The organism is Halobaculum marinum (genome assembly GCF_029338555.1).
Lineage (GTDB): Archaea > Halobacteriota > Halobacteria > Halobacteriales > Haloferacaceae > Halobaculum > Halobaculum marinum.
Genome location: NZ_CP119989.1, coordinates 499,985 through 512,137, shown reverse-complemented (window position 1 = coordinate 512,137; position 12,153 = coordinate 499,985). Strand labels below are relative to the sequence as shown.

At 69.2% G+C, this 12,153-nt stretch carries 9 protein-coding genes; 8 read left to right on the top strand and 1 reads right to left on the bottom strand.

What is annotated here, in order from left to right; genetic code table 11:
* Positions 1–414: a DUF302 domain-containing protein gene (locus tag P0R32_RS02725; RefSeq protein WP_276238395.1), complete on the bottom strand. Its 414-nt coding sequence runs from the start codon at positions 412–414 to the stop codon at positions 1–3.
* A 221-nt stretch (positions 415–635) separates the two neighbouring features.
* Between P0R32_RS02725 and P0R32_RS02720 the strand changes: the two genes are divergently transcribed.
* The 8 genes from P0R32_RS02720 (at position 636) to P0R32_RS02685 (ending at position 12,096) form a co-directional block, all read left to right on the top strand.
* Positions 636–830: a hypothetical protein gene (locus P0R32_RS02720; protein WP_276238394.1), complete on the top strand. Its 195-nt coding sequence runs from the start codon at positions 636–638 to the stop codon at positions 828–830.
* Positions 831–977: 147 nt separating this feature from the next.
* The gene (locus P0R32_RS02715) at positions 978–2,801 is read left to right on the top strand and encodes an ABC transporter substrate-binding protein (RefSeq protein WP_276238393.1); all 1,824 of its coding nucleotides are present in this window, start codon (positions 978–980) and stop codon (positions 2,799–2,801) included.
* A 6-nt stretch (positions 2,802–2,807) separates the two neighbouring features.
* Positions 2,808–3,833 (top strand): ABC transporter permease, encoded by a 1,026-nt coding sequence (locus P0R32_RS02710; protein ID WP_276238392.1) that lies wholly within the window; start codon positions 2,808–2,810, stop codon positions 3,831–3,833.
* Positions 3,830–4,951, top strand: a complete 1,122-nt coding sequence (locus P0R32_RS02705) for an ABC transporter permease (protein WP_276238391.1) — start codon at positions 3,830–3,832, stop codon at positions 4,949–4,951. The genes P0R32_RS02710 and P0R32_RS02705 overlap by 4 nt, the downstream gene beginning before the upstream one ends.
* Positions 4,948–6,024 (top strand): ABC transporter ATP-binding protein, encoded by a 1,077-nt coding sequence (locus P0R32_RS02700; RefSeq protein WP_349770204.1) that lies wholly within the window; start codon positions 4,948–4,950, stop codon positions 6,022–6,024. Before P0R32_RS02705 ends, P0R32_RS02700 begins: the two co-directional genes overlap by 4 nt.
* Positions 6,021–7,136 (top strand): ABC transporter ATP-binding protein, encoded by a 1,116-nt coding sequence (locus P0R32_RS02695; RefSeq protein WP_276238390.1) that lies wholly within the window; start codon positions 6,021–6,023, stop codon positions 7,134–7,136. The genes P0R32_RS02700 and P0R32_RS02695 overlap by 4 nt, the downstream gene beginning before the upstream one ends.
* Positions 7,133–9,880: a glycosyl hydrolase gene (locus P0R32_RS02690; RefSeq protein ID WP_276238389.1), complete on the top strand. Its 2,748-nt coding sequence runs from the start codon at positions 7,133–7,135 to the stop codon at positions 9,878–9,880. Before P0R32_RS02695 ends, P0R32_RS02690 begins: the two co-directional genes overlap by 4 nt.
* On the top strand, positions 9,877–12,096 hold the full coding sequence (locus tag P0R32_RS02685; RefSeq protein WP_276238388.1) for a glycoside hydrolase family 3 N-terminal domain-containing protein: 2,220 nt from the start codon (positions 9,877–9,879) through the stop codon (positions 12,094–12,096). The genes P0R32_RS02690 and P0R32_RS02685 overlap by 4 nt, the downstream gene beginning before the upstream one ends.
* Positions 12,097–12,153: the final 57 nt, after the last annotated feature.

The following is a 12,153-nucleotide window of genomic DNA, read 5'->3' as shown; positions in this document are numbered from 1 at the left end:
TCAGGCCTCCGTCGACTGGACGGCGTCGTCCGCGAGCGAGTCGAGCACGCGTTCGAACCGCTCGCGCACCTCGGCGGCGACGTCGTCGAGCGCGGGGTTGTCGGTCACGCCGATGAGTCGCTCGGGGTCGACCGCGCTCACCGTCACCCCGCCGTCGTCACGCTCGTACACCACGACGTTGCACGGGAGGAGCGCGCCGAGTTCGATCTCCTCGGCCAGCGCGTCGTGTGCCAGCGGCGGGTTACACGCGCCGAGGATCCGGTAGTTTCGGAACTCCTCGTCCAGTTTCTCGGCGAACGTCGCCCGGATGTCGATGTCGCACAGCACGCCGAATCCTTCCGCTCCCAGTGCCTCGATCGTCTCGTCGACGACGGCGTCGAACTCGCCGTCGACGGACCTCTTGAGTGTGTACATTGCACAATACAGTACAATACCGAGGGCGTTAAGACTTGTTGCCAATTCCTCGACGGTGTAGGTGCGCAAGCCGCTGTCCGGCCCGGCACCCGCGGACGCTCCCGTACCGAGTCGCGAGAGACGTGCCACAATTCCGATCAGTCCGATCCGAACCGCAGTGAACGCCTCCGGGCGGAGCGGCGACGGTAGCCTTTTGATCGTTGCTCGCTCGGGGTACGGGTGTGCGCCCCACCGTCCTCTCGGTCCTGCTCGCGCTTGACATAGTGTTGCTCGTGTTGCTCGCGATTGGCTTCCGGTTCGTCGAACCGGGAACGGCCGCACACGCCATCTCGCAGGTGTCGCTGGGCGTTATCGTCCTCACCATTATCGCGCTCGTGGTGGCGATCCGACGCGACGTGCGGGTGTTCGAACCCTGATCGTCGACGCCACGCCGAGGCGAGGATCAGACTCGCGGTCGACCGAGAGAGATCGTGAACGTTCATGTCGGATAAAGTATTCATTGGGTGACTACATCAAAAGTATCATCAAAAATACATACATACCGATGGTCGAATGGGGGGAGTATGTCCGATGGACACACGGGCGAGAGTGGACGAAGGCTACGAGAGACGCGGCGGCGGTTCCTGCGAGCGGCGGGCGCTGTCGGAGTCGGTGGGGCGGCCGGCCTCGCCGGCTGTGCGGGGTCGAACGTCGAGTCGACGCCCGAGTCGACCGGTGACACTGGCGGTGACACCGGCGGCGACGGGACCGAGTCGAGCGAGACGGAGTCGACGCCGATGACCGACCAGACGTTCGTCACTCCGACGACGGACGTCCCGAAGGACATGCAGTTCAACCCCTACGGACAGCAGTATCCCGAGCGCGTCGCGTTCGCGCTGTTCGAGAACCTCCTCTACGTGAACGAGGCGACCAGCCAGTTCATGCCCGGCGTGCTGGAGTCGTGGGACATCGGCGACGACGCCGTGACCCTGTCAGTCCGTGACGGCTACACCTGGCACAGCGGCGACGCGGTCACCGCCGAGGACGTCGCGTTCAAACTGGAACTCGAGATCCACGACGGCGCCGCACTCAGCAACATCGTCGCGGCCGAAGACGTCTCCGTCGTCGACGAGTCGACGGTCGAACTCGGCCTCAAGCGATCGGTCGCCGACGAGGTGTTCCTCTACTCGCTGAAGCCGATTGCACTCGACACGCCGCGTGACACCTTCGGCGAGTTCCTCGAGGCGTACCGCGACGACGGCGAGGCGCCGGGACTGACGGAGCTCACCATCGACGAGCCGAACGGCACCGGGCCGTTCCGCTACGTCCACGCGCGCAACCAGGAGATGGTCGCCGACCGCTTCGCGGACCACCCGGACGCCGACCAGATCAACTTCAAGCGCTTCCGCTGGGACTACCTCCAGTCCAACCAGAAGCAGTGGCAGGCGCTACGCACCGACTCGGTCGACGGCATCGACAACGTGTTCACGCCCACGAACATCGCGGAGTCGTACGGCGATCACGTCCGCGAGATCCAGATGCCCGCCAACTGGGGCATGGGCGTGATGTTCAACCACGAGCACAAACACTACGGCCAGCAGAACGTCAAGCGGGCGATCCAGTACGTCATCGACCGCGAGAAGCTGGCCCAAACCGCCGGCGGCAAGATGCACGTCCCCGTCGAGGTCCCCTCGGGGCTGCCCGGCAACTTCGACGGTAGCTACAAGGACTGGCTCGGAGACTCGCTGTCCGACTTCGACCCGTACGAGCCGAGCACCGACAAGGCCGCGCGCCTGCTGCGCGAGGCCGGCTTTTCGAAGCAGGACGGCACGTGGGTCGACGCCGACGGCGAGACGCTGTCGTTCCCGTACAAGATCCCCGCGGGCTGGAACGACTGGACCGCGGGCGGCCAGTCCATCGTGCAGGACCTCAACGACTTCGGCATCGAGGCGTCGCTCAACCCCTCGCAGTCGTACTGGGGCGACATCTACGGCAACCAAGACTACGTCGTCGCCGGCCTCGGGTGGCCGGACGGCAAGCTGTACCCGTACTTCTCGCTCAACAAACTGCTCAACGGCTTCCGCTCGCGGACGATCTTGAAGTTCCCGCGCGAGGTCGAGGTGGCGCCGCTGGGCGAGCCGAACGGCGAGAAGCGCACCGTCGAGTTCGAGTCCGAACTGGAGGAGTTGGCGGGGCTCACCGGTGAGGCAGCCAAGAAGAAGACCCAAGAACTGGCGTGGGTCGTCAACCGCCACCTCCCGATGGCGCCGCTGATGGAGAAGCTCGACCAGGCGTGGCTCACGACCGACGACTGGAACACGGTGACCCAGGACGACGAGGACGCCATCGTCGACTGGCCGCAGTACTACCTCCCCCGCGAGGGCAAACTGACCGCCAAGCCCGAGTAAGCGAGGATGTACGAGTACTTCGTCAAGCGAACCGGGCAGGCGATCTTCACGGCGTTCGTCGTGATCACGCTGTCGTTCGGGCTCGTCCGGCTCATGCCGGGCAACCCGGCCGACCAGCTTCGCGGCCAGCTCATCCGGAACAACCCGGACCTGTCCCAACAGGAGATCAACCGCCGCGTCGAGAACTACATCAACATCGACTACTCGGCGCCGCTGCACGAGCAGTACCTCGACTACGTCGCCGGCATCCTCCGCGGCGACCTGGGGCGCTCGATCAGTCAGAACGCGCCCGTCTCGGAGATCCTCGGGCAGGCGCTTCCGTGGACGGTGTTCGCGTTCTCGGTCGCCATCCTCCTCATGTTCGCCGTCGGCATCGCGCTGGGCGCGATCATGGCGTACCAAGAGGGAACCCGCTTCGACGTGAGCACGACGGGCATCGGCATCGTACTCAACTCGACGCCGAACTACGTGACGGCGCTGCTGTTCCTCTACGTGTTCGGCTTCACGCTCGGCTGGTTCCCGACGAGCGGGCACATCTCCTCGCAGGTCGTGCCCGTGGTGAACCCGCTGCGCCCGGTCGCGACGTTCCAGTTCGTCGCCGACGCCGTCTACCACGCCAGCCTGCTCATCGCGGCGGTCGTCATCACCGGCTTCGGTGGCGTCGCGCTCGCGATGCGCGGCAACAGTATCCAGGTGCTCGGCGAGGACTACCTCCGCGTCGCGCGGCTTCGGGGGCTGTCGGACACGCGGATCGCGCTGCGGTACGTCGCTCGCAACGCCATCCTGCCGATGTACACCGGCCTACTGCTGGCCTTCGGCGGCGTCATCGGCGGCTCTGCGATCCTCGAACAGGTGTTCACCTACCCGGGACTCGGCTACTACATCGTCGCCGCCGTCGAGGGGCGCGACTACCCGCTGATGATGGGCGGGTTCGTCCTCATCACGCTCGCGGTCGTCGTCGGCGCGTTCATCGCCGACCTGACGTACGGGCTCGTCGACCCCCGCGTCACCACCGGAGGTGACGGCTCGTGAGCCGCGAGAACTCCAACTCCGTCGGCGCGTTCGCCGACGACCGCGGCGGCTTCGGCACGGTGTCAGAGTCGTCGCTCAGCCGACTCGACCGCGTCCGACGGCTGCTCGACCTGTGGATCGCCGCGCCGCTGCGCGTCATCTGGAACGACGCGCGCGCTCGCATCGGCACGTTCCTCGTCGTCACGTTCGTCCTCGTCGGAGTGGTCGGCCCGTGGCTCGTGGCCGAACCCCGCGTCGGACAGGCTGGACTGTTGGTCGGTCCGTTCCAAGGCGGCATCGTCGGCGGAAGCTGGTACGAACTGTCGAGCGCGACCGTCGCCGGCGTCTCGGTGCCGTGGGTCGCGCTGAACTGGCCCCTCGGCACCGACAACGTCGGTCGCGGCATCCTCGAACAGGTCGTCCACGCGACCCCGCGGATGCTCACGATGATCGCCAGCGCCGGCCTGTTCGTCACGGTGCTCGGGACGACCGTCGGCGCCGTGTCGGGCTACGTCGGCGGCAACGTCGACCAGGGGCTGTCCACCGTCGTCGACATCGTGTTGACGCTGCCGGGACTGCCGCTGCTGCTCATCTTGGTGGCGCTACTCCAGCCGGAGAACCCGATCGTGCTCGGGATCATCCTCTCGCTGCAGGGGTGGGCCGGCATGGCGCGGGCGATCCGCTCGCAGGTGTTGACGCTCCGGTCGACCTCATACGTGGAGGCGGCGCGGGCGATGGGGCTGTCCACGCCCGCCATCGTCGCGAAGGAGATCGTCCCCAACATCATGCCGTTCGTCATGATCAACATGGTCAACGCGATGCGGAACGTGATCTTCGCGTCCGTCGGCCTCTACTTCCTCGGTCTGTTGCCGTTCAACAAGGTCGTCAACTGGGGCGTCATGCTCCAGCTCGCCTACTCGAACGGCGGGATGCTGACGCTGGACGCCGCCCACTGGCTGATCGTCCCGATGGTCTCCATCGTGCTGCTGTCGATGGGGCTCATCCTGTTCGCGCAGGGGATGGACCGCGTGTTCAACCCCCGCGTCCGGGCGCGTCACTCCTCGACCGCCGGTGACGACGACGAGGCGGAGGACGCCGAGTTCAACACGCCCACCACCAGCGTCGGAGGTGGCCTGTGAGCAGCGACCACGCCGCCGCGGAGTCGACGGCCACCGCCGCGGCGACCGACGCCGACGGCGTCGACGACGTGGTGCTGGAGTGTCGCGACCTCTCGGTCGCCTTCGAGATGGACCGCGGCACGAGCCGCGTGCTCAACGGCGTCGACATGGACATCCGGCGCGGCGAGATCCTCGGCATCGTCGGCGAGTCCGGCTCCGGGAAGTCGATGTTCGCGTCGGCGCTGTTGAACGCCGTCGTCGACCCCGGCACGACTGAAGGGTCGATCACTTACCGCCCGCGCGAGGGCGACGCCGTCGACGTGCTCGGCCTCGAGAAGGGACCACTCCGGAGCCTCCGCTGGGAGGACATCTCCATGGTGTTCCAGGGGGCGATGAGCTCGTTCAACCCGACGATGGACTTCCGCGAGCACTTCGTGGAGACGCTGGAGGCCCACGACTACGACGTGGGCGCCGGCATAGAGCGGGCCGAGGAACTGCTCGCCGACCTGTACCTCGACCCCGACCGCGTGCTCGACTCGTACCCCCACGAGCTGTCCGGGGGGATGAAACAGCGCGCGCTCATCGCGCTCGCGCTCGTGCTGGAGCCAGAGGTGCTCGTGATGGACGAGCCGACCGCCGCGCTCGACCTCCTCATGCAGCGGTCGATCATCAGCCTGCTCGGCGACCTGCGCGACAAGTACGACCTCACGATGGTGTTCATCACCCACGACCTCCCGTTGGTCACGAAGCTGGCCGACCGGATCGGTGTGCTGTACGCCTTCGAGTTCGCCGAGGTCGGCGACACCGAGTCGATCGTCCACGACCCCAAACACCCGTACACGCGGGCGCTGCTCAACGCGACGCCGAACCTCGACGCGCCGCTCGAAGAGATGCGGCCGATCGAAGGGTCGGCGCCCGACCCGGTGAACGTCCCGGCGGGCTGTCCGTACCACGAGCGGTGTCCGATGGCGACCGACGAGTGCGCCGACGTGAAGCCGCCGATGGAGGCCGTGTCGGGCACCCACGAGGTCGCCTGCCACCACTGGCCCGACGTCGACGACGAAATCGCCCTCTCGACGGAGGTGCAGCGATGAGCGTCGACGAGCCCGTCGTCTCGCTGTCGGATCTGGAGGTCCACTTCGAGAAGTCCGGCGGCGGCCTCAACCCGTTCGCCGACCAGCCGACGGTCCGCGCGGTCGACGGCGTCGACCTCGACATCGGCGAGAACGACGTGGTCGCCATCGTCGGCGAGTCCGGCTCCGGCAAGACGACGCTGGGCAAGACCGCCGTCGGCCTGCAAAAGCCCACTGGCGGGAGCGTCAGCTTCCGCGGCCAGGACGTGTGGGCGGCGAAGAAGTGGCGGTCGAACCCCTCGATCCCGTTCGAGGAGATCCGCCGCTCGCTGCAGATCATCCACCAGGACCCCGGCGCGGCGCTGAACCCCAACCGGACGGTGGTGTCGTCGCTGGCGGCGCCGCTGAAGCGCTGGCAGTCGGACTTGGGGCCGGAGGACCGCGAGGCCCGCGTCTACCACTTCCTCAAGCGCGTCGGCATGTCGCCGCCCGAGGACTACGCGCACCGCTACCCCCACCAGCTGTCTGGTGGGGAGAAACAGCGCGTCGCCCTCGTCCGGGCGCTGCTGATGAACCCCGACCTCATCCTCGCGGACGAGGCGGTCAGCGCGCTCGACGTGAGCCTCCGGGTCGAGATGATGGACCTGATGCTCGACCTGCAAGAGGAGTTCGACACCTCGTTCCTGTTCATCAGCCACGACCTCTCGAACGCCCGCTACATCGCCGAACACGCGGGCGGGCGACTCGGCGTGATGTACCTCGGCGAACTCGTCGAGATCGGGCCCGTCGAGGAGGTGCTGCGCAACCCGCAACACCCCTACACGAAGGTACTGACGTGGGCGACCCCGGAACTGGGCGTCGACGAGGACGCCGGCGGCCCACCGGTCCGCGAGATCGACATTCCGGACCCGGTGAACCCGCCCGCCGGCTGCCGGTTCCACACCCGCTGTCCGAAGGCCACCGAGCAGTGCCGCACCGCCGCGCCGCCGGTCACCGCGGTCGACGGCGCGGACGGCGCAGACGACGGCGCGATGGGCGACGGCGACGGCACTCACCGCGTCGCGTGTTACCGCGCGACGGACGACGAGGTGTACTGGGAGAGCGACCCACTCGACGGAGCGGATCTGTCATGAGCGGAACGCCCGACGACTCCGACCACGGCCACGACGACGAGTCGAACGCCGACACCGACCGCGTCGACCTCTCCCGGCGGGGCTACCTCGCCGGCGTGTCGACGCTCGGAGCGGCCGGTATCGCCGGCTGTGCCGGAGCGAGCGAGGCGACCGCGACCGGCGCCCCCGCGACCACCACCGCTACGGCCGAGGCGACGACCGCCGCCGCGGGCGACCCGACGGTCTCGGTCGGCGCCGGGAGCTACACGACGAGGCTCCCGTCCGGGGAGGAGGCGCCCCCAGAGCAGGTGTACGCCACGAGCGACCTGTTGGCGCCGTTCCCGACGAACGAGTGGTGGAGCAACCTCCTGCGCTCCCAGTACGGCGCCCCGATGTGGGCGCACCCGCTCGTCGCCGAGCCGACCGGCGCGGGGCTGGACCTGTCGTACCCGACCGAGTGGACGTTCTCGACCGTCGCCGGCGACACGAACCGGAACAACGTCGCCGAGATGGACGACACGACCGACCTCACGCTGTCGACGACCGGCGCCGACTTCGCCGACGCCCGCTGTGCGGGCTACGGCGACTGGCACGTCGACGTTCACTGGGGCGCCGGCGACACGACGACGCCGACGCTCGACGCGACGGTGACGCAGGGGTCGCCGTTCGTGTTCGCGGAAGTGACCGGCGCCGACGCCGAGTTGTCGTTCGCCGCGACGCCCGACGTGTGGGCCGACCAGGGGAACGTCCTCGGCGTCACGGTGAACGGCCACCACTACGGCCTGTTCGCGCCCGCCGGCGCGACGTGGTCGGGCGTCGGGTCGGCGACGCTGACCAGCGCCCTCGCGGGGGACGGCTACCTCGCGGTCGCGGTGTTGCCCGAGGCGACGACGACGGCGCTGTCGCGCTACGAGTCGTACGCCTACAACCCGATCACGGGCACGACCGTCTCGTGGACGTACGACGAGACGGCGGCGACCGTGGAGACGACTCACGCGTTCGACACCGCGCCGCGCGGGGAGTCGTCGACGACGGGGACGATCGCCGCGCTGTACCCGCACCAGTACAAGCACACCGCCGCGACGCTCGACGGCGACACGTTCGTCTCGCCGCGCGGGACGATGGAGACGACGACGGGTGCGTCGTTCACGACGACGCTCGACCTGCCGCCGACCCTCCCGTACCTCCCGGCCACCGAGAGTGCAGACCAGAGCCGACTGGCGGGCTACGTCGACGACGCCGAGGCGGAGTCGCCGCTGGTCCGTTCGGGCCCCGAACAGCCCGGCGACGGGACGTACTGGACGGGGAAGAACTACGAGCGACTCCTCCAACTGCGACCGATCGCCGAGCAGGTCGGCGACGCGACCGCCGCCGACGCGTTCGACGCCGCCTTGCGCGACGACCTGGAGACGTGGCTCGACGCGACGGTGTCGGGTGACTCCACCTCCGAGGACGTGTTCTACTACGACGGCACGTGGGGCACGCTCATCGGCTACAACGACTCGTTCGGCTCCGGGCCGGAGCTGAACGACCACCACTTCCACTACGGCTACTTCGTGAAGGGGGCCGCCGAGGTCGCGCGCACCGACCCGACGTGGGCCGACGACGCGAACTGGGGCGGGATGGTCGAGTTGCTGATCCGCGACTACGCCTCGCCGGACCGCGACGACCCGCTGTTCCCGTTCCTGCGGAACTTCTCGCCGTACGCGGGCCACTCGTGGGCCGCCGGCAACCCGGACTTCGACCTGGGCAACAACCAGGAGTCGTCCTCGGAGGCGGTCAACGCCTACGCGGCGATCCTCCAGTACGGCGCGTTCACCGGCGACACGCGACTGCGTGACCTCGGCGCGTACCTGCTGGCCCACGAGACGGCCGCCGTCGAGGAGTACTGGTACGACGTCGACGAGGAGAACCACCCCGCAGACTGGGACTACAGCTACGCCGCGATGGTGTGGGGTGCCGGCTACAAGTACGACACCTGGTGGACCGACGACGTGGAGGCGATCCACGGGATCAACGTCCTCCCGGTCGGCGGCCACTCGCTGTACCTCGGCCGCGACCGCGCGGCCGCGCAGGCGACGTACGACGAACTCGTCGCCGCCAACGGCGGCGACACGTTCGGCTACTGGCCGGACGTCCTGTGGTCGTACCGCGCGTTCAGCGACCCCGCCGACGCCGTGTCGCTGTTCGAGACGAAGCCCGAGTCGTACGCCGTCGAGTTCGGCGAGTCGCGGGCACACACCTACCGCTGGCTCACCGCGCTGTCGGACCTGGGCGCCGTCGACGCGAGCGTCACCGCCGACGCCCCGCTGGCGGCCGCCTTCGACGACGGCACGACGCGGACCTACGTCGCCTATAATGCCGGCGACGCGGAGACGACCGTCACCTTCTCCGACGGCACCTCGCTGTCGGTGCCCGCGAACGACCTCGCCACGACCACCGCCAGCAGCGGCTCCGGCGGCGGCGACGGCGACACGGAGCGCGCCCCGACCGTCGAGTCGGTGTCGACCGCGACCCGGACGACCGGGCCGTGGACGAACGTCACCGTCGACTGGTCGGTGGCGGACGCCGACGGCGACCTCGCGTCGGTGACGGTCGAACTCCGCGACGCCGCGGGGGCGACGCTCGAGTCGGCGACCACGAGCGTCGCCGGCGGGAGTGCGTCGGGCACGACCGAGTTGCGGACGAAAGCGACCCCCGAGACCGTCGCGGTCACCGTGGCCGACGGGGCGACGAACGAGACGACGACCACCACCACCCTATGACGACACGAGACCCACAGATCGGCCGCGACCCGGCCGTCGACACCGACACGCGAATCGAGCAGTTGATCGAGGAGATGACCGTCCGCGAGAAGGCCGCCCAGCTCGCCGGCACCTACGTCGGCACGATGGGCGAGACGATGACCGTCGACGACGCCGCCGAGCTCGTCCGCGAGTACGGCATCGGCTTCGTCACGCCGTTCGGCTACGGGGCGTCGCCCCACCGCGACGCCGAGGAGGTCGTCGAGATCGCGAACGAACTCCAGCGCGTCGCCACCGAGGAGTCGCGCCTCGGCGTCCCGATTCTCATCCCCGTGGACGCGATCCACGGCCACGCGTACGTCGAGGAGACCACCGTGTTCCCGCACAACCTCGGCGTCGCCGCCGCGCGCGACCCGGATCTGGCCGAGCGCATCGGCGCGGTCACGGCGACGGAGGTCGCCGCGACGGGGTCGAGCCTGACGTACGGGCCGACCTGCGACGTGGCGCGCGACCCGCGATGGGGGCGCACGTTCGAGACGTTCGGCGAGTCGCCGTACCTCGTCGGCGAGTTGGCAGCCGCGAAGGTCCGCGGTATCCACGACGCCCCGGTCGACGTGGCGGCGATGGCGAAGCACTTCCCCGCCTACGGCGAACCCGAGCGCGGCGAGGACACGGGGCCGGTCGACCGGTCGCTGTCGTCGCTGTACCGCGACTTCGTCCCCTCGTTCGAACGTGTCCTGGCGGAGGGTGTCGAGGGGATCATGCCCAGCTACAACTCCATCAACGGGGAGCCGTCGCACGGCTCGCGCTACTGGCTGCGCGACGTGCTCCGCGAGGAGTTCGGCTTCGACGGCTACGTCGCCTCCGACTGGAACGGCATCAACATGCTCCACGAGGACCACCACGTCGAGGCGAGCGCCCGCGACTCGATCCGCCGGGCGTTCGACGCCGGCGTCGACGTCCACTCGCTGGGCGCCGCCGAGCACGTCGAACACCTCGCAGACCTCGTCGAGTCCGGCGAGGTGGCGGAGGCCGCCGTCGACGAGTCCGTCCGGCGCGTGCTCCGCCTCAAGGCCGCGGTCGGGCTGTTCGACGACCCGTTCGTCGACCCCGACGAGTCGAGCGACGCGCTCGGGGTGGCCGCCAACCGTGACGTGACGCTTGAGGCGGCGCGGGAGTCGATGACGCTGCTGCAGAACGACGGCGACCTGCTCCCGTTCGACCCCGAGGCCGACGAGGTGCTCGTCACGGGGCCGAACGCCGACTCGCTGGTGAACCAGGTCGGCGGCTGGAGCCTCAAGGAGGAGCACGAACTCGACGGCACGACGGTCCGCGAGGGTGTCGAGGCCGTCACCGGCGCCGACACGACCGTCCGCTACGAGCGCGGCGCTGGCATCGACGAACCTGACGACGTGGCCGCCGCGGCGGACGCCGCCGCCGCCGCCGCCGCCGCCGTCGTCGTCCTCGGCGAGAACTGGTACATCCACGAGTTCGGCCCGCAGGACGTCACCGGGCCGACTGACCAGTTCCCGAACCGGGCGGAGATCGACCTGCCCGACCCCCAGCGCGAGTTGCTGGAGGCCGTCGTCGACACCGGCACGCCCACGGCGCTCGTGCTCGTGACCGGTCGCCCGCTGGCGATCTCGTGGGCGGCAGACACCGTCGACGCGATCCTGCAGGCGTACTTCCCTGGTGCCGAGGGCGGCCGCGCCGTCGCCGAGACGCTGTTCGGCGAGGTGAACCCGAGCGGGAAGCTCCCGATGTCGGTGGCGCGCTCGGCGGGCCACCTGCCCGTGCGGCACAACCGCCTGCCGAACCCGCACCCAATCGGCGAGGACGAACACTTGTCGTCGTACGACCCGCTGTGGCCGTTCGGCCACGGCCTGTCGTACACCGAGTTCGAGTACCGCGACCTCTCGGTCGACGCCGAGTCGCTCGCGGCCGACGGCTCGGTGACGGCGTCGGTGACGGTCGCCAACACCGGCGAGCGCGCCGGCGACGAGGTCGTCGAACTGTTCGGCGGGCGCGACCACGCGACGGTCGTGACGCCCGTCGAGGAACTGGTCGGCTTCGAACGCGTCTCGCTGGACCCGGGCGAGGAGACGACAGTCGATCTGTCGGTGTCGGCCGACGCCTTCGGCGTGGTTCAGCCCGACGGCTCGCGGCGCTTCGAGAGCGGCCCGATCACGCTTCGGTGTGACGAGTTGGCGGCGACGGTCGACGCCGTCGACGAGTAGCACAGCCCCCCACGGGCGCGTCGGTCCGAGCGAACCGCGCGCCCCCACTCTGATCAG

Coding starts and splice junctions, on each gene's coding strand:
- P0R32_RS02725 (WP_276238395.1), bottom strand. CDS start 414: ATGTACACACTCAAGAGGTCCGTCGACGGCGAGTTCGACGCCGTCGTC.
- P0R32_RS02715 (WP_276238393.1), top strand. CDS start 978: ATGTCCGATGGACACACGGGCGAGAGTGGACGAAGGCTACGAGAGACG.
- P0R32_RS02710 (WP_276238392.1), top strand. CDS start 2,808: ATGTACGAGTACTTCGTCAAGCGAACCGGGCAGGCGATCTTCACGGCG.
- P0R32_RS02695 (WP_276238390.1), top strand. CDS start 6,021: ATGAGCGTCGACGAGCCCGTCGTCTCGCTGTCGGATCTGGAGGTCCAC.
- P0R32_RS02690 (WP_276238389.1), top strand. CDS start 7,133: ATGAGCGGAACGCCCGACGACTCCGACCACGGCCACGACGACGAGTCG.
- P0R32_RS02685 (WP_276238388.1), top strand. CDS start 9,877: ATGACGACACGAGACCCACAGATCGGCCGCGACCCGGCCGTCGACACC.